Annotated in this window: 17 protein-coding genes and 1 riboswitch; of the genes, 11 read left to right on the plus strand and 6 right to left on the minus strand. The window is 57.8% G+C overall.

Features of this window, described 5'->3' with window-relative positions; genetic code table 11:
- Positions 1–3: 3 nt before the first annotated feature.
- Both RHM65_RS04690 and RHM65_RS04695 read right to left on the minus strand, forming a co-directional pair.
- Complete coding sequence (locus RHM65_RS04690) at positions 4–534, minus strand: DUF5943 domain-containing protein (protein ID WP_322184392.1); 531 nt, start codon at positions 532–534, stop codon at positions 4–6.
- A gap of 80 nt (positions 535–614) precedes the next feature.
- Positions 615–1592 (minus strand): dipeptidase, encoded by a 978-nt coding sequence (locus RHM65_RS04695; protein ID WP_322184394.1) that lies wholly within the window; start codon positions 1590–1592, stop codon positions 615–617.
- A gap of 229 nt (positions 1593–1821) precedes the next feature.
- On the opposite strand from RHM65_RS04695, the gene RHM65_RS04700 reads away from it, so the two are divergent.
- The 4 genes from RHM65_RS04700 (at position 1822) to RHM65_RS04715 (ending at position 6042) form a co-directional block, all read left to right on the plus strand.
- Entirely contained in the window at positions 1822–2214 is a 393-nt protein-coding gene (locus RHM65_RS04700) for a lysozyme inhibitor LprI family protein (protein ID WP_322184396.1), read from the plus strand.
- Between the two features lie 160 nt (positions 2215–2374).
- Positions 2375–4189 (plus strand): sensor histidine kinase, encoded by a 1815-nt coding sequence (locus RHM65_RS04705; RefSeq protein WP_322167099.1) that lies wholly within the window; start codon positions 2375–2377, stop codon positions 4187–4189.
- Positions 4186–5571, plus strand: coding sequence for a sigma-54 dependent transcriptional regulator (locus RHM65_RS04710; protein ID WP_322167098.1), 1386 nt, complete (start codon positions 4186–4188; stop codon positions 5569–5571). Before RHM65_RS04705 ends, RHM65_RS04710 begins: the two co-directional genes overlap by 4 nt.
- 15 nt (positions 5572–5586) lie before the next feature.
- Positions 5587–6042, plus strand: coding sequence for a thioesterase domain-containing protein (locus RHM65_RS04715; protein ID WP_322167097.1), 456 nt, complete (start codon positions 5587–5589; stop codon positions 6040–6042).
- A 147-nt stretch (positions 6043–6189) separates the two neighbouring features.
- Here RHM65_RS04715 and RHM65_RS04720 read toward each other — a convergent pair whose 3' ends face one another.
- On the minus strand, positions 6190–6594 hold the full coding sequence (locus RHM65_RS04720) for an acyl-CoA thioesterase (protein ID WP_322167096.1): 405 nt from the start codon (positions 6592–6594) through the stop codon (positions 6190–6192).
- Between the two features lie 159 nt (positions 6595–6753).
- Positions 6754–6871, plus strand: a riboswitch (S-adenosyl-L-homocysteine riboswitch).
- A 22-nt stretch (positions 6872–6893) separates the two neighbouring features.
- Between RHM65_RS04720 and ahcY the strand changes: the two genes are divergently transcribed.
- The 5 genes from ahcY (at position 6894) to RHM65_RS04745 (ending at position 13540) form a co-directional block, all read left to right on the plus strand.
- The gene (gene ahcY, locus RHM65_RS04725) at positions 6894–8303 is read left to right on the plus strand and encodes an adenosylhomocysteinase (RefSeq protein WP_322167095.1); all 1410 of its coding nucleotides are present in this window, start codon (positions 6894–6896) and stop codon (positions 8301–8303) included.
- A gap of 171 nt (positions 8304–8474) precedes the next feature.
- Positions 8475–9320 carry a methylenetetrahydrofolate reductase [NAD(P)H] gene (gene metF, locus RHM65_RS04730; RefSeq protein WP_322184399.1) on the plus strand — a complete coding sequence of 282 codons (846 nt, stop codon included), beginning with the start codon at positions 8475–8477 and terminating at the stop codon, positions 9318–9320.
- Positions 9321–9428: 108 nt separating this feature from the next.
- Complete coding sequence (locus RHM65_RS04735) at positions 9429–10520, plus strand: hypothetical protein (protein WP_322184401.1); 1092 nt, start codon at positions 9429–9431, stop codon at positions 10518–10520.
- A 65-nt stretch (positions 10521–10585) separates the two neighbouring features.
- On the plus strand, positions 10586–11416 hold the full coding sequence (locus RHM65_RS04740) for a substrate-binding periplasmic protein (RefSeq protein ID WP_322167092.1): 831 nt from the start codon (positions 10586–10588) through the stop codon (positions 11414–11416).
- A gap of 222 nt (positions 11417–11638) precedes the next feature.
- Positions 11639–13540: a DEAD/DEAH box helicase gene (locus tag RHM65_RS04745; protein ID WP_322167091.1), complete on the plus strand. Its 1902-nt coding sequence runs from the start codon at positions 11639–11641 to the stop codon at positions 13538–13540.
- A 170-nt stretch (positions 13541–13710) separates the two neighbouring features.
- Here RHM65_RS04745 and RHM65_RS04750 read toward each other — a convergent pair whose 3' ends face one another.
- A complete protein-coding gene (locus RHM65_RS04750; protein WP_322167090.1) occupies positions 13711–14307 on the minus strand; it encodes a YceI family protein in 597 nt (198 codons plus the stop codon).
- 26 nt (positions 14308–14333) lie between these two features.
- Positions 14334–14882: a cytochrome b gene (locus RHM65_RS04755; RefSeq protein WP_322184403.1), complete on the minus strand. Its 549-nt coding sequence runs from the start codon at positions 14880–14882 to the stop codon at positions 14334–14336.
- Positions 14883–15181: 299 nt separating this feature from the next.
- Between RHM65_RS04755 and RHM65_RS04760 the strand changes: the two genes are divergently transcribed.
- Both RHM65_RS04760 and RHM65_RS04765 read left to right on the plus strand, forming a co-directional pair.
- On the plus strand, positions 15182–16588 hold the full coding sequence (locus tag RHM65_RS04760; protein ID WP_322167088.1) for an adenosylmethionine--8-amino-7-oxononanoate transaminase: 1407 nt from the start codon (positions 15182–15184) through the stop codon (positions 16586–16588).
- A 165-nt stretch (positions 16589–16753) separates the two neighbouring features.
- Positions 16754–17473 carry a 16S rRNA (uracil(1498)-N(3))-methyltransferase gene (locus RHM65_RS04765; protein ID WP_322184405.1) on the plus strand — a complete coding sequence of 240 codons (720 nt, stop codon included), beginning with the start codon at positions 16754–16756 and terminating at the stop codon, positions 17471–17473.
- Positions 17474–17577: 104 nt separating this feature from the next.
- Here the strand turns inward: RHM65_RS04765 and trhA are convergent, their stop codons facing one another.
- The gene (gene trhA, locus RHM65_RS04770; protein WP_322184407.1) at positions 17578–18195 is read right to left on the minus strand and encodes a PAQR family membrane homeostasis protein TrhA; all 618 of its coding nucleotides are present in this window, start codon (positions 18193–18195) and stop codon (positions 17578–17580) included.
- Positions 18196–18301 lie beyond the last annotated feature (106 nt).

Below are 18301 nucleotides of genomic sequence, written 5' to 3' on the forward strand. Positions count from 1 at the left end.
GACTTACAACGGCTTGACGGTGAACAAGCCGTCGTCGTGGCCTTCTTCGGAACCGCCGTAGACTTGCTCGGCGACCGTGCGAATTGAACTGCCCGACGCCTCAAGAATCTGGTCCATGGCGCCTGCAAACCAGCCGGTGAACATGTAATCGACCTTGCGGCCCACTTTGCCGTACACGTAGACAAAGCAAGAGTGCTCAAGCTTGACGCTGGCGGTGCCTTTTTTCAGATCGATGTCCTGAATCTTGAACAGGCCCCAACCACGTTGCGACAAGCGCTTCATGTAATGTTCGAACACCGCAACGCCAGACAAACCGTGGCATTCAGCTTCTTTCTCGCACCAGTGCCAAGCCGACTTGTAGCCGGCTTTGTACAGAATTTCGGCGTAAGCATCGGCGCCCAGGACTTCTTCAATGCCCATGTGGTTGTTGACAAAAAAGTGACGCGGCACGTACAGCATTGGCAATGCGTCGGAGGTCCAGACGCCAGTTTCGCTGTCGACTTCAATAGGCAGTTGCGGGGCGATTTTAGCCATGGGGTAAAACTCCAGAAATTCGGGTGACGCCCTCTGCGCGAAAGGCAGAGGGGTGTTTAAGCGGTGGGGGTGTCGGGGATTTACTCGCCCCAAACGTCCTTCAAAACGTTGACCCAGTTTTCGCCCATGATTTTGCGCACCACTCGCTCAGGATGGCCGCGTTTAAGCAGCGTCTCGGTGAGGTTCGGGAATTCGCCCACGGTGCGGATACCCAGCGGGTTGATGATTTTGCCGAAGCTGGTCAGACGGCGGGCATAGCCCTTGTCGTGGGTCAGGTATTCGAAGAAGTCCTGGCCGTGGCCTTGAGTGAAGTCAGTGCCGATACCGATAGAGTCTTCGCCGACGAGGTTCATCACGTATTCAATGGCTTCGGCGTAGTCGTCGATGGTGGACTCAATGCCCTTGGCCAGGAACGGCGCGAACATGGTCACGCCCACAAAACCGCCGTGGTCGGCGATAAACTTCAGCTCTTCGTCAGATTTGTTGCGCGGGTGCTCTTTCAAACCGGACGGCAGGCAGTGGGAGTAGCAAACCGGTTTTTTCGATTCAAGGATGACTTCTTCGGAAGTTTTCGACCCCACGTGGGAAAGGTCGCACATCACACCGACGCGGTTCATTTCGCCAACGATTTCGCGACCAAAGCCCGACAGGCCGCCGTCACGTTCGTAGCAGCCAGTGCCAACCAGGTTTTGCGTGTTGTAGCACATCTGCACGATGCCAACGCCGAGCTGCTTGAAGATCTCGACGTAGCCGATTTGATCTTCATACGCGTGGGCGTTCTGGAACCCAAAGAGGATGCCGGTCTTGCCTTGCTCCTTGGCCTTGCGGATATCCGCAGTAGTGCGTACCGGAATCACCAGGTCGCTGTTTTCACGCATCAACTTTTGGCTGGTGCAAATGCTGTTGACGGTCGCCTGAAAACCTTCCCACACCGACACGGTGCAGTTGGCCATGGTCAGACCACCTTTGCGCATGTCTTCAAACAGCTCACGGTTCCACTTGGCAATGATCAGCCCGTCAATAACGATACTGTCGGCGTGTAATTCGGCTGGGCTCATCAGGCGGTCCCCTTTAGTGATTCATGCACCGAATCGTGTGCCGGCGCTTTGGGGCCAGCATATGCCTGAGGGTTGAGCGAGCCGGGTGCAAAAACGACAAGGGGTTTGCCGAAAGCGTCAAGAAGCGACAAAGGGTCGATACCGCTGACCCGGATAGCCCTGTTCTTTGCGCGCCCACTGGGCCAGAATCGCCGGCCAATGGTTTACATAACGGACGAGGATGTCTCAAATGAGGTCAATGCTATTGGTTTTGGCAGTGCTGGCTACTGGCGCACAGGCCGAGGACGGCACGCCGTGCGACAAGGTGGAGACCACCCAACAGAGCTTCGAGTGCTCTGCGTTCAACAGAACCACCGCCGATCGCGAAATGAACAATGCCTACAAAGACTTGATTGATCGCATCAGCGCTCAATACGCCGCGCACCCGCCACAACTCAACGACTATTTAGCCAAAATCAAAAATGCCCAAGACATCTGGGTAAAGCTACGTGAAGCCGATTGCTCAGTGCAGACCTTCCTCAATGAAAAAGGCAGCCAAGCGTTCCAGATCGCCCAGAACGACTGCTTTGCGCAGAACAGTGATGAACGGTCAGAGTATTTGCAGTCGATAGGGATTGAGTGAACCCCGCCCCAAGCGGGACGCATTGGTGTTGCTATTGAACGCCGAACCTATTTATCGCAGCCTTCGGCAGCGCCGACAGGTATTCTGGTCGGCGGCGGACACAACCCCGTCCATGCGCAGGCACACCTGCTTCTAGCAACACTTGGCCAACAGTCATGTCATGAGCCGTACTCCCACCATTGCCAGTCGCCCCCGCTGGCGCAGCCTTGCCTTGCTGGCGCTGTGCCTTGCTCCGTTACTGTGGCCATTGCAGCATTTGGCCGAGCGTTATTACGGCAACGAACTGATCAGCCAGAACCGGCAGACATTGGATCTTTACGTCGCCAACCTGCTCGGCACCCTGCACCGTTACGAAGTACTGCCGCAGATCCTCAGTGATCTTCCGGCCCTGCGTGCAGCCTTGGTGGACCCGCTGCAACCCCTTGCCCAAGAGAATGCCAACCGCCTGCTCAAAGACGTTAGCCTGCAAACCGGGGCGGACGTTATGTATTTGATGGACCCCGACGGCAAGACACTGGCGGCCTCAAATTGGGACAAACACGACAGCTTCGTGGGCCGCAACTTCGCTTTCCGGCCTTATTTCAGCGACGCCATGGCCGGACGACTTGGGCGTTTTTTTGGCCTTGGAACGACCTCGGCCAAGCGCGGGTATTTCTTCGCCGCAGCCGTACACGACCGTGATCGAGTGGTCGGCGCACTGGTGGTCAAAGTCGATCTGGACCGCACTGAAACCTTGTGGGGCAAAACCCCGGAACAGCTGCTACTGACCGACCATAACGGCGTCGTCATCCTGACCTCCAACCCCGAATGGCGTTTTCGCGCTACACGCCCGCTGAGTGATGAGGAACGCAAGGCTATCACCGCCATTCAACCGTATCCGACCCGAGACCCAAAGCCGCTTACCATCAATGAAAAGGCGTGGATTACTCAAACCCAGCCCATTGAGGAGATCGGCTGGAGCGTAAACATCCTTGCGCCTCGCGTGCTGGTGGATCGGCCGGTACGCACCGTGGTCGCTGTTGGCGGTGCAGCATTGCTGGTGCTTATGCTGCTGCTGGGCCTGATCATGCAACGGCGACGCCATTACCTGGACCGAATTGCCTTCGAAGCCGAGGGCCGGCATGAGTTGGAAATGCGCGTCATTGAACGCACCAGTGACCTTGAAGGCCTGAACAGTCGGCTCAAACAAGAGGTGCTGGAGCGCGAACAGGCGCAGCAGGAATTGGTTCGAGCGCAAGACGAACTGGTGCAGGCCGGCAAGCTGTCGGCGCTCGGTACCATGTCGGCGAGCATCAGCCACGAACTGAACCAGCCGCTGGCGGCCATCCGCAGTTACGCGGAAAACGCCGAAGTGCTACTCGACCATGAGCGCACCGATGACGCCCGCGGCAACCTCAAGCTCATCAGTGAACTGACGGCACGCATGGCGTCGATCATCGCCCACTTGCGTGCGTTCGCCCGCCGCGACCGGCACGCGCCGGAAAGTGTCGCGTTGCAACCGGCGTTGGATGACGCCCTGGCGCTACTCGCCAAACGCCGTCGAGCGATGGAAGTCGAACTGATCCGCGACCTGCCGGATGCGACCTTGTGGGTGCAAGCGGGTGAAACACGCCTTCGCCAAGTGCTGGGCAATGTTTTAGCCAATGCCCTTGATGCCCTCACCGAAAAAGGCCCGCCACGTAAACTCTGGCTCAGTGCCGAGCAGACCGCCGAAGGCGTGAACCTGTCTATTCGCGACAACGGTCCGGGGTTTTCCAAAGAAGCACTGACCCGCGCGCTAGAACCGTTCTTTACCACCAAAACCCGTACACAGGGGCTGGGTCTCGGGCTGGCCATTTGTGACACGCTGATGCGCGCGTTGGGCGGTGAATTACTGATCACCAATCATCCCAGCGGCGGTGCGGTACTGACACTGCGGCTACGCGCCGGCGCATCCGGAATAAGCCTTCAACCGCCAGAGGATCTATCTGCATGAGCACCGACCAGGCCATCGACAGCCGGATTCAAGTGGTGCTGATCGACGACGACCCCCATTTACGCGGCGCCCTCGGCCAGACGCTGGACCTGGCGGGGCTCAAAGTGCTGCCGCTGACCGACGCCGCAGGACTGGGCGGACGCATTGAGCGCGACTGGCCTGGCGTGATCGTCAGCGATATTCGCATGCCCGGCATAGACGGCCTTGAACTGCTGGCACAACTGCATGCACAAGACCCGGAATTGCCCGTGTTGCTCATCACCGGGCATGGCGACGTGCCGCTCGCCGTGCAGGCCATGCGTGCGGGGGCGTATGACTTTCTGGAAAAACCCTTTGCCAGCGACGCCCTGCTCGACAGCGTGCGCCGGGCGTTGGACGTGCGCCGCCTAGTGCTGGAAAACCGCAGCCTGCGCCTGGCCTTGAGCGACCGTCAGCAACTGAGTGCTCGGCTGGTCGGCCAATCCGCACCGATCTTGCGCTTACGTGAGCAAATCGGCGCACTGGCCGCCACCAAGGCTGACGTGCTGATCCTCGGCGAGACCGGCTCGGGCAAAGAGGTGGTGGCCCGTGCATTACACGATCTGTCCAGCCGCCGAGCGGGGCCGTTTGTTGCGATCAACGCCGGGGCTCTGGCGGAGTCGGTGGTGGAAAGCGAATTGTTCGGCCATGAACCCGGCGCGTTTACCGGCGCGCAAAAACGCCGAATCGGTAAGTTCGAGTTCGCCAGTGGTGGCACATTGTTTCTCGATGAAATCGAAAGCATGAGCCTTGAGGTTCAAGTCAAGCTGCTGCGATTGCTGCAAGAGCGGGTGGTCGAGCGCTTGGGCGGCAATCAACTGATCCCGTTGGACATCCGGGTGATTGCCGCCACCAAGGAAGACTTGCGCCTAGCCTCGGATCAAGGCCGCTTCCGCGCCGACTTGTATTACCGCCTCAACGTCGCGCCCCTTAAAATTCCACCACTGCGTGAGCGCGGCGAAGATGCCTTGATGCTGTTCCAGCACTTCGCTGAATCAGCCAGCATCCGCCATGGCTTGCCTAAACACGAACTGCAACCGGGCCAGCGCGCCCTGCTGTTGCGCCACACCTGGCCGGGCAATGTACGGGAATTACAAAACGCTGCCGAGCGCTTCGCCCTTGGGCTGGAACTGGCCTTGGAGGGCAATGAACTGCCAAGCATGCCTTCGACCGGCAGCGGACTCAGCGAGCAGGTTGAAAGTTTCGAGCGGTCGCTGATCGCTGCCGAGCTGACACGGCCTCATACTTCGGTCCGCAGCCTGGCCGAAGCGCTGGGTTTGCCGCGCAAAACCCTGCATGACAAGTTGCGCAAACACGGCTTGAGCTTTGGTGACAATAGCAGCGCTGCCGATGACCTCGATTGATCGCAAGGACCCCGCATGAACGCCCATAGCCACGCGCTAGAACAGGTACTCCATCACGACATTCCGTTGACCCGAGAGATGGGCCTGAAGGTGCTGAGCTGGCACGAACACCAATTGCGCCTGCACTTGCCGCTGGAACCCAACATCAACCACAAAAGCACGATGTTCGGCGGCAGCCTGTATTGCTGCGCCGTGCTCGCCGGCTGGGGCTGGATGCATCTGCGTCTACGCGAAGCGGGAATTGAAGACGGGCACATCGTTATTCAAGAAGGACAGATCAGTTACCCGCTGCCCGTCACCACCGATGCCACCGCCATTTGCGAAGCGCCAGAGCCAGTCGTATGGGAGAAGTTTTTGCGCACTTATGAACGCCATGGCCGAGCGCGCCTGACATTGGCGACGCACATCGTCAACCAAGGCAGCGAAGACGTGGCAGTGACCTTCAGCGGTCAGTTTGTGTTGCACCGGTAAGAGGACAATCACTTGAGTCTCGTCATCTGTAGAGCCAACTTGTTGGCGAGGCTGCTGACCGGTAACACGGCATCAAGCCTCTCGCCAACAAGTTGGCTCTACAGAAAGCTATCCCAGTTTTGGGCTTTATGTTTGGTACAAGAGCAATCAGCCGTGGATCGCTTCTTCCTTGAATTGATCTTTCACATACAAAATCTCAGTCCGGCCATGGGGTGACGGCAAGCCGTCTTCGCCGAGGTTAACGAAGACCATCTTGTCGACGGTAAGAATACTTTTACGCGTAATTTTATTGCGCACTTCACAGGTCAACGTAATCGAGGTGCGACCAAAAGAGGTCGCAGTGATGCCCAGTTCGATGATGTCGCCCTGGCGCGAGGCGCTGACGAAGTTAATTTCGGAAATGTACTTGGTGACAACGCGCTGGTTACCCAGCTGAACAATGGCGTAAATCGCCGCTTCTTCGTCGATCCAGCGCAGCAGGCTGCCGCCGAACAGCGTGCCATTGGGGTTGAGGTCTTCGGGTTTAACCCACTTGCGGGTGTGGAAATTCATAATCACTCCTAGAAAGGCAGTTTGAGCGGCAAGCTGCGAGCTGCAAGAAATAGCGCTCAGCTTGCCGCTTGTAGCTTGAGGCTTGCAACTTACCGCTCAAAAAAAGATAATCGCCACCGCTTCAAAACGGTCATCTTCGCTTGATACCGTTCCCGCCACCTGTCCGAGGGGCGCTGCAGCAGGTTCTTCCTGTCAGGCTCGGATGGGGCGTTGTTTAATCAGCTGATTCTGCGAATCATGCCGGTCAAACCTAAACGCACAACGGCGCCCATTCGCATACTTACGAATGGAGACTCTCAATGAGTGCTGTAATTTCGCCCGCTGATTTTACCGACTACAAAGTCGCTGACATGTCCCTGGCTGCCTGGGGTCGTCGCGAAACCATCATCGCCGAATCCGAAATGCCTGCCCTGATGGGTCTGCGCCGTAAATACGCCGGCGAGCAACCGCTCAAGGGCGCGAAGATTCTCGGCTGCATCCACATGACCATCCAGACCGCCGTGCTGATCGAAACCCTGGTTGCCCTGGGTGCCGAAGTGCGTTGGTCGTCATGCAACATTTTCTCTACTCAGGATCAGGCCGCTGCCGCGGTTGCCGCTGCCGGTGTTGCGGTTTATGCCTGGAAAGGCGAAACCGAAGCTGAATACGAGTGGTGCATCGAGCAAACCATCCTTAAAGATGGTCAGCCTTGGGACGCCAACATGATTCTCGACGACGGCGGCGACCTGACCGAGATCATCCACAAGAAATACCCGCAGATGCTCGCACGCATCCACGGCGTCACAGAAGAAACCACCACTGGCGTTCACCGCCTGTTGGACATGTTGGCCAAGGGCGAGCTGAAAATCCCGGCCATCAACGTCAACGACTCTGTGACCAAAAGCAAAAACGACAACAAGTACGGCTGCCGCCATAGCCTGAACGATGCAATCAAGCGTGGTACCGACCACCTGCTGTCCGGCAAGCAAGCGCTGGTCATCGGTTACGGTGACGTGGGCAAGGGTTCTGCGCAGTCGCTGCGCCAGGAAGGCATGATCGTCAAGGTTACGGAAGTTGATCCAATCTGCGCCATGCAAGCGTGCATGGACGGTTTTGAACTGGTTTCGCCGTTCATCGACGGGATCAACGACGGCACCGCCGCCAGCATCGACACCGCCTTGCTGGGCAAGATCGACCTGATCGTGACCACCACCGGTAACGTCAACGTTTGCGACTCGAACATGCTCAAGGCCCTCAAGAAACGCGCGGTCGTGTGCAACATCGGTCACTTCGACAACGAAATCGACACCGCTTTCATGCGCAAAAGCTGGGCGTGGGAAGAAGTGAAGCCGCAGGTTCACAAGATTCACCGTACCGGGCCGGGCACTTTCGATCCGCACAACGATGACTACCTGATCCTGTTGGCCGAAGGTCGTTTGGTAAACCTGGGCAACGCCACAGGTCACCCGAGCCGCATCATGGACGGTTCGTTCGCCAACCAAGTGCTGGCTCAGATCTTCCTGTTCGATCAGAAATACGCCGACCTGGCACCGGCCCAAAAAGCCGAGCGTCTGACCGTAGAAGTGCTGCCGAAGAAGCTCGACGAAGAAGTGGCGCTGGAGATGGTTCGTGGTTTCGGTGGCGTGGTCACTCAACTGACCAAGACCCAAGCCGACTACATCGGCGTGGCTGTCGAAGGCCCGTTCAAGCCGCACGCTTATCGTTATTGATTGACTGGCGCTCGCGCGCTCGCAATTGATCTCGGACTGTCCGCTCTCCTGTGGGAGCGGATTTGTCCGCGAACGAGCGTGAAGCAGTTGCATTAGCCATCATTCACATTTTTTGAAGGTCGTTCCGACCTTATCGCGGGCAAGCCCGCTACTACAATGAGATCGGCGTCCATGTCCCAAGACCGTCGCTTTAGCTTCGAATTTTTCCCGACCAAGACCGATGCCGGGCATGAAAAACTGCTCACCACCGCTCGTCAATTGGCCACGTACAACCCCGATTTCTTTTCCTGCACCTATGGCGCAGGCGGTTCAACCCGCGACCGCACGATCAACACCGTGCTACAGCTGGAAAGCGAAGTAAAAGTCCCGGCAGCCCCGCATCTGTCATGCGTCGGCGACAGCAAGTCCGACTTGCGCGCCCTGCTGACCCAATACCAACAAGCGGGCATTAAACGCATTGTCGCCCTGCGCGGTGACCTGCCTTCTGGCATGGGCATGGCCAGCGGTGAATTACGTCATGCAAATGATCTGGTGACGTTCATCCGGGAAGAGACCGGCAGCCATTTCCACATAGAAGTAGCGGCCTACCCGGAGATGCATCCGCAAGCGCGCAATTTCGAAGACGACGTGGCTAACTTCGTGCGCAAGGCTCAAGCCGGTGCCGACAGTGCCATCACTCAATACTTCTTCAACGCCGACAGCTATTTTTACTTCGTCGAGCGAGTGCGGAAAATGGGCGTGAACATCCCAGTAGTGCCGGGCATTATGCCCATCACCAACTACAGCAAACTGGCGCGCTTTTCTGACGCTTGTGGCGCAGAGATCCCACGCTGGATTCGCAAGCAACTGGAAGCCTACGGCGATGATGTCCAAAGCATCCAGGCGTTCGGCGAACAGGTCATCACTCAAATGTGTGATCGCCTGTTGGACGGCGGTGCACCGGGCCTGCATTTCTACACGTTGAATCAGGCTGAGCCGAGCTTGGCCATCTGGAATAACTTGAAACTGCCGCGCTGAAAACAAATCCAACGTGACAAGCGCGCTTGTGTACCATTCGAGCCTCTTGAATCAGCAAGCTTTCGCGTCGGCGGGACCTTGCTGGCACTTTGGATTACGGACTTATCTGTGACATCTTCCAATATTTCCCCGCAAGCGCCGCAGCTGGTCTACCTGGTTTTTGGTGCGGACACGTACCATCAGGAAGCGGTATTCAGTATCGCCAGTGCCCTTGCCGGCATGCGCGAAACGCCTGATCAGCCTTTGGACATCCAGGTTTTCAGCGACAACCCCGCGCCCTACGCTGGCTTGCCCGTGCGCGTTCGCCCGCTGGACAAAGAGACCCGCGCTGCGTGGAGCGACCCTCATGGCTACCACTTCCGAACCAAACACGTCGCGCTTCGCACCGTGTTGGCAGAATCGGAATGCGCGCTGCTAATCGACACCGACACCTTCTTCCATTGCTCGCCACTAAAGCTGTTTGATCGGGTCAAGCCCGGCACGCTGCTGTGCAATGCGTTCGGTCCGCGCTACGGGGCTTATCGCGAAGTCCCGCTGTATGCCGTGCTCGCTGAACGTTTAGGGGCACGCGGGCTGACCGACGACCAGATGCCGTTGCTCAACTCGGGGGTCATCGGCTTGATGCGTGAAGACGCAGGCGTGCTGGATCAATCGATCGCTTTGATGGATGAGTTTTATCCGGAAGTGACCACCTCCTACACCCTCGAAGAGTTCTGCTTGAGCGTGGCGGCGTACCGCACCATGGAGGTCAAGGAGTGTACGGACCTGATCCATCACTATTGGAGCCGCAAGCAGCTGTTCCGCGCCAAGATTCGCGCCTGGCTCGCCAAGCACGGGGATGCACCGCTTAGCCAGGCGGCGCTGGATGACACACGACGCGTAAACACCTTGTTGCCACGCCCGGCCACTTGGAAACGCCTGATGTACAAAGCCGTCACCGCTGGCGTGCCTGCCACCCAGAGGCAGTTTCTGCGCGAGATTCTTTACGGGTGCTCATGGCACAGCAACGAATTTGACCGCGCGTGCTCGCCGGTCTGGTGGGAAAAAGCCCGGCAGAACGCCGAAGAAAAGCTCAAGCACACCTTGGAACCGGCCCAGTTGAACAGTTGGTTGAATCATTGGGGCGTTCGGCAGATTCTCGGCAAACAACGCGATGTGATTTACCTGCACTTGCTCAAACAGAGCGCTGCGAATAAATGATCTGCCTGTGCAAACCACCTGATGCGGCACTTCTCTTTAAGCATCTCGCGTCGTAATCTCCGCCCATGCTCGCTACCACCCGATTATTTGCTGCCGTTTTTTTCAACTGCCTAAGCTTTACTGCGTTGGGTGAAACGCTGCATATCGTCACCGAACCCTGGGCGCCGTATGTCTACGTTGAAGACGGTCAGGCGCGCGGATTGGATTACGACACCACGGCGATCATTTTTGAGCGACTGGGCATCGACGTAAAATGGGAATTCCTGCCCTGGAAGCGTTGCCTTTCAATGCTCAAACAAGGCCAGGCCGATGGCGCGCTGGATATTTTCCAGCGGGGCGAGCGCGACGATTTACTGCTGTATCCCAGCGAGCCGCTGTCTGACGTCGAGTGGGTGCTGTTTTACGCCAACGCCCGACCTCACCCATTCCTCACCCTTGAGGATTTACGCGGCCTGACCATCGGGGTTTCGCCGGGGTACCTCTATGGCAAGGATTTCGAGGCCTCGACACTGTTCACCCGCGAGCCCGCGCCCAGCCATGAAGCGAACTTTGGCAAGCTGCTGTTGGGCCGAATCGACCTGGTGATCACTGACCGACGTGTCGGTCAGCACGTGCTTGATCAATTGATGGCTCGCGACCAGATTACCCAGTCCCCCACCGTCCTCAGCCGTGAAGCGCAATACCTTGCCCTGCGCAAAAATGCCGGCATGGACCTGCTGGTGCAGCGCTTTGGCGCCGAACTCAAACGCTTCAAGCGCGAGCCGGCCTATGCCGAACTCGTCGCTCGGTACACCGGCGAAGCGATACCAGCCATTGTTATTGCGCCCGCAGCACTTGCGCCCTCTGCGTCAACGCCTGATAAAACCGTTGAGCAGCAGGAAAGCGGCGTACGGTGAATGCTCTGTTATACTCCGACCTTCCCGCCAGGCTTACGCCCGGACGCTCCGCCTTGCAATAGACCTCTCGAACACGCCAGTCGCGCCTTTTCTATCCCGCGACAACGTGCCGAAATGCCTAAAAGGCCCAGCAGGACCGGACGAGATTGCGTCATCTAAACGCCCATCGCGCCAGGCAAGACCATTCTTATGGGCACCGCCCTAACTAAAACAGGATTACTCATGTCCTTTGCTTCCCTCGGTCTCTCCGAGGCTTTAGTCAGCGCCATCGAGGCTGCTGGCTATACCCAGCCTACTCCAGTGCAACAGCGGGCTATTCCCGCCGTGTTGCAAGGTCGCGACCTGATGGTTGCGGCTCAGACAGGTACTGGTAAAACCGGCGGTTTCGCTCTTCCGATCCTGGAACGGCTTTTCCCCAACGGTCATCCGGACAAGTCCCAGCGTCATGGCCCGCGCCAACCCCGCGTCCTGGTCCTGACTCCAACCCGCGAACTCGCGGCGCAAGTGCATGACAGCTTCAAGGTCTACGCCAAGAACCTGAAGTTTGTCAGTGCCGTGATCTTCGGCGGTGTGGGCACCAACCCACAGGTCCAGGCCATGGCCCGAGGCGTTGACGTGTTGGTAGCTTGCCCTGGCCGCCTGCTCGATCTGGCCGGTCAAGGCAGTGTCGATCTGTCCCACGTTGAAATTCTAGTGCTCGATGAAGCAGACCGGATGCTCGATATGGGCTTCGTCCATGACGTGAAAAAGGTCCTGGCCCGCCTGCCGTCCAAACGTCAGAACCTGCTGTTCTCGGCGACCTTTTCCAATGACATCACCGCCTTGGCCGGCAAGCTCCTGCACAATCCGGAACGCATCGAAGTCACGCCGCCGAACACCACCGTCGAGCGTATCGAACAGCGCGTTTTCCGTTTGTCATCGAGCCACAAGCGCTCGCTGCTGTCGCACTTGATTACGGCTGGCGCCTGGGAACAGGTATTGGTGTTTACCCGCACCAAGCACGGCGCAAACCGTTTGGCCGAGTACCTGGACAAGCATGGCCTCTCGGCTGTGGCGATTCACGGTAACAAGAGCCAAAACGCACGCACCAAAGCGTTGGCTGACTTTAAAGCCGGCGCAGTGCGGATCATGGTTGCCACCGATATCGCCGCTCGCGGCCTGGATATCGATCAGTTACCCCATGTCGTCAACTTCGAATTGCCGAACGTCGACGAAGATTACGTCCACCGTATTGGCCGTACTGGCCGTGCGGGCCGCAGCGGTGAAGCGATTTCACTGGTTGCGCCAGACGAAGAAAAACTGCTCAAAAGCATTGAGCGCATGACCAAGCAAAAGATTGCCGACGGCGATCTGATGGGCTTCGACATCACGGCCGTGGAAGCCGAGAAACCAGAAGTTCGCGAGCGTCCAGACGTCCGCGCTAACCCACGCGCGCCTCGCGGCCCACGCGGTGATGGCCCTGCCGGCGGTGGCGGTGGCAGCGGTCGCAAGGACAAAGGCAAAGACCGGGGTCAGGAAAAACCGGCTGCGGCTGCCGCAGCACGTCCTGAGCGTCCGGCACAAAAGCCTCGCGAAGGCACCCCGGCACGTGAACAACGTCCGGCGACTCCGCGTTCCGACCGTGCTCCGGATGAGTTTCTGGATGACGAAGTGGATAACTTCGGTAACCGCGCTGATTACGTCAGCCCATACCCGAACAAGGGCCAAGGCCGTGGTCGTCGTCCAGGCGCACCGGCTCCAGCTCCTGCTGCGGGCGGTGCAGCACCTGCTGGCCGTGCGCCGAGTCAGGCTCGTCCAAGTGCTCCGCGCACGGGCGCTGGCACAACGACCGGCACACCGCCGGCCAAACGTACTGGCGGCGGCGCGCGTAACGGCGCACCTCGTGACGGTCAGGCCCGTCGCGAGGAACAACCTCGCAATCGCCGTCCGGCTGCTCGTGATGACCAACCTGCCGCGCGCCAAGAGCCCGCCGTTCGTGGTCCTCGCGACGGTCAGCCAGCGCCGACCATCGTGCATAAAGAGTCCAAGACCGACCGTTTCCCGTCGGCCGAGCAACTGGACCAACTGCCAAGCCGCCCACGCGGCGAGAAGCCAGCACTGCTGACGCGTAACCGCGAAGGTTGAGCTAGCTGAATAAAAAAACGCCCCGGCTGGGGCGTTTTTTTTTGGGTGCTGGTTAAGCCATTTCTATAGAACCGAATCTCTGAAGGAGCTAACTTGCTGGCGAAAGTTGCATGCGGTCTGTCAGGCCGCTTCGCCAACAAGTTGGCTCCCTACAAGTGCAAACAATAACGTTACTTAGCTTGGATGCCTTCGAACGAAATGATCAGTTCCATCGATTCGGACGCTGGGCCCAGGTTCATCATTTTGCCGAAGTCAGAACGGTTGATCGTAGTGGTGCCTGCGAAGCCAGCACGGTAGCCGCCCCACGGATCTTTGCCTTCACCCAAGAAGGTCGCTTTGACCACGACCGACTTGGTAACACCGTGCAGGGTAAGGTCGCCCGTTACGTCGGCTGTGACCTTGCCATCCGCATCTTTACCGGTGGTTTTGACCGAGGTAGAGACGAATTTGGCTTCCGGGTATTTAGCGACATCCAGGAAATCAGCGCTGCTGATGTGCTTGTCACGTTCAGCCTGGTTAGTGAAAACGCTGGCGGTTTTCAGGCTGATGCTGATCTTGCTGTCTTCAGGTTTGGCTGCATCAAAGCTGAACGTACCGTCCCAGTCCTTGAACGTGCCGTAAATGAAGCTGTAGCCCAAGTGGCTGATCTTGAAGTTGATGAAGGCGTGCTGGCCTTCTTTGTCGACTTTGTAATCAGCGGCCATCGCCTGACCGGCCGACAACAAAGCGGTACCCAGTGCCAGAGCGGCGAGAGTCTTCTTGAACATGCTGTAATTCCTGTTTGGTTTGAACATTAGTCGCGACCCAACATGCGCGTTAGGGTCGCATCGCGATCGATAAAGTGGTGCTTCAATGCTGCAAGACCGTGAAGGACTGAGAAAATCACCAGAATCCAGGCCAGGTACAAGTGAACGTCGCCAGCGACATCTGCCTGGTCAGGAATGCTGTCGATCAACGACGGCACTTCGAACAGACCGAACACCGAAATTCCCACACCGTCGGCGGTGGAAATGAGGTAACCGGCGAACATCGTGGCAAACAGACCGACATACAGGAACACGTGACCGAACGTAGCGCCTAGGCGAGTCCACTTGCCGTAGGTTGAAAGTTTCGGCGGCGCAGGACTGAACAAACGCCAAACGACTCGAAACAACATCACGGCAAACAGTGTTATGCCAATGCTCTTATGCAGGTCCGGCGCAGCTTTACGCCAGGTGTCGTAGTAATCGAGCCCGACCATCCACAGCCCGAGCGCGAACAAGCCAAACACGACAACCGCAACGCCCCAGTGCAGCACCATGCTGACCAGGCCGTAACGAGAGGAGGAGTTACGTAACTGCATGCCAATTACCTTGTAAGAATGGGTTCAAGACTAACTTTTTATCTATCGAATGAAAGCGCAAAATTTAGCTGTGAGGTATCGAAAAATACGATCATTGATGACCTCACATCGGCCAACTATCAGCATCCCGATAATGCCCAACCGACAATACTGCGCTGTGACAGTCGGACTTTACGCCCCGATGAACGGCACTGCTTAATCATTGTTCGTTACAAGAGGTTGTTCCGCAGCCATGCATTGCATAGGCTTGCGCGATTGTTTTGCCCTCGCGCCAAGCGAGTGTCACCAGGAGATTACCCATGGGCTTGAATAACCAGTGGATGCAACGCGACCTCGCGGTGCTCTGGCATCCTTGCACCCAGATGAAAGACCACGAAAGCCTGCCGCTGATCCCGATCAAAAGCGGCAAGGGCGTATGGCTCGAAGACTTCGAAGGCAAACGCTACCTCGACGCGGTTAGCTCGTGGTGGGTTAACGTTTTCGGCCACTCTAATCCGCGCATCAACCAGCGGATCAAGGATCAAGTCGATCAATTGGAACACGTCATCCTCGCTGGCTTCAGTCATCAGCCGGTGATCGAACTCTCCGAGCGCCTGATCAAGATGACGCCCAAGGGCCTGACCCGCTGTTTCTATGCTGACAACGGTTCATCGTGCATTGAAGTCGCGCTGAAAATGAGTTTTCACTACTGGCTCAATCGCGGTCAGCCGAATAAAAAGCGCTTCGTCACCCTGACCAACAGCTACCACGGCGAAACCATGGCCGCGATGTCAGTGGGCGACGTGCCATTGTTTACCGAGACTTATAAAGCGCTGTTGTTAGACACGATCAAAGTGCCAAGCCCGGATTGCTACCACCGGCCCGAGGGCATGAGCTGGGAAGAACATTCGCGCAACATGTTCGTCGCCATGGAGCAGACCCTGGCCGAGCACCATGACACCGTCGCCGCAGTCATCGTCGAGCCGTTGATTCAGGGCGCAGGCGGCATGCGTATGTATGACCCGATTTACCTCAAGCTATTGCGCGACGCCTGCGACCGCTACGGCGTGCATTTGATTCACGACGAAATCGCTGTAGGTTTCGGCCGGACGGGCACCATGTTCGCCTGCGAACAAGCCGGCATTACCCCGGACTTTCTGTGTTTGTCCAAAGCGTTGACCGGTGGTTACTTGCCGCTGGCCGCCTGCATCACCACTGATGATGTGTACGACGCGTTCTACGACGACTACTCATCCTTGCGCGCCTTCCTGCATTCCCACAGCTATACCGGCAATCCCCTCGCGTGTGCGGCGGCGTTGGCGACGCTGGATATCTTCGAACAAGACAACGTGATCGAAAACAACAAAGCCCTGGCGACGCGTATGGGCACGGCGACTGCGCATTTGGTTGACCACCCGAATGTGTCTGAAGTGCGACAGACCGGCATGGCATTGGCCATCGAAATGGTCCAGGACAAAGCCACGAAAACCGCTTACCCGTGGCAAGAGCGGCGCGGTTTGAAGGTGTTTCAGCATGCGCTGGAGCGTGGCGCCCTGCTCCGTCCATTGGGCAGCGTGGTCTATTTCCTGCCGCCCTACGTAATCACCCCCGAGGAAATCGACTTCCTCGCCGAAGTCGCCACCGAAGGCATCGACATCGCCACCCGCACGAGCGTCAGCGTGGCCGTGCACGAGAACTTCCACCCGAATTTTCGTGATCCGGGCTAGCAGGTATTTCGGTGGCGCCTGGAATATTGCTTTCGTCGGCAAGCCGACTCCCACAGGTATGCGAACCTGTGGGAGCAGGCTTGCCTGCGAAGAAGTTCACGCAAGATATCAGGCACAACCCCGCACGCTTGTTTCAACAGATTCAACCCATTTCAGAGACCCACCATGAGACTGTCCCGCTTTTTTATCGAGACGCCCCTGAGCCTCGGCGAACACGAACTGCCAGAAGCCCAAGCGCATTACATCGGCCGCGTGTTGCGCATGGCCGAAGGTGACGCCCTGCAATTGTTCGACGGATCGGGCAGCGAATTTCGCGGCACGTTACTCGAAGTCGGCAAAAAACGCGTGCGGGTCAACCTCGACGAGCAGTTCGCCGGGCAAACCGAATCGGCGCTGAAAATCCACTTGGGCCAAGGCTTGTCACGCGGCGAGCGGATGGATTGGGCGATTCAGAAAGCCACCGAACTGGGCGTCCGCGAAATCACCCCGATCATCAGCGAGCGCTGTGAAGTCCGCCTCAAGGACGAACGGGCCGAGAAGCGCCAGCTGCACTGGAAACAAATCGCGATCAGCGCCTGCGAGCAATGCGGCCGTTCTGTGGTGCCGGTCATTCATCCGCCGCTGGCTTTGGCTGACTGGCTGAAGCAGACCGATGCGGATTTGAAACTGGTGCTGCACCCCGTTGCCGAGCCACTGAGCCGCCACGACAAGCCCTTCACCCTGGCCTTTTTGATTGGTCCTGAAGGCGGGTTGAACGATGCTGAAGTCGACCAAGCGACAACCGCCGGCTTCCACGCCGCCCGCCTCGGCCCCCGCGTCCTGAGAACCGAAACCGCACCGGTGGTGGCACTGAGCGTCGCCCAACAGTTATGGGGTGATTTCTAAACAGCCTTCGCAGGCAAGGTGAACCGGTCAAGCCTGATCCCACAGGGTGCTGAACACAACTGTGGGAGCAGGCTTGCCTGCGAAGAAATCAACCCGATTTAAGATCACAGCACATAAAAAAGTATCGCCACAAAGTGCAGCAAACTGCCAGCCATCACGAATAAATGCCAGATGCCATGCCAGTGCCTGAATCGCGTGTCGAAGGCGAAAAAGATAATACCGATGGTGTACAAAATTCCGCCCGCCGCCAGCCACGCGAATCCCGCTGTGCCCAGTGCCGCCATCAGCGGTTTGACCGCCACCAACACAATCCAGCCCATCACCGCGTAAATCACGATGGACATCACTCGCGCTTCGGAGCGGGGTTTTATTTCCTGCAACATGCCGATCACCGCCAAGCCCCAGACGATACCAAACAGTGTCCAGCCCCACGGCCCGCGTAGGGTGACCAGACAAAACGGCGTATAGCTGCCCGCAATCAACAGGTAGATCGACAGGTGATCGACCTTCTGCATGATGACCTTCGCCCGGCCCCGGACGCTGTGATACACCGTGGACACGCTGTACAGCAGCAGCAAGGTCACGCCGTAAATAGCCGTACTGACGATCTTCCAAACACTGCCGTCCATGCTGGCCATTACCAGCATCCAGACCACCCCTATGAAAGCCAACACGGCCCCCACCAAGTGGGTCCAGGCGTTTAAACGTTCCCCGTGATACATACTCGAACCTCAAAAGCCTACAACCCAGCGCGCAAGGCTCAGGGTTATGCGTCAAAAGCGCAATCCCCGACCTCAATCCTTGTCGCGCTGGTCGATAAAAAACTAG

It is taken from the genome of Pseudomonas sp. CCI4.2 (assembly GCF_034350045.1).
Lineage (GTDB): Bacteria > Pseudomonadota > Gammaproteobacteria > Pseudomonadales > Pseudomonadaceae > Aquipseudomonas.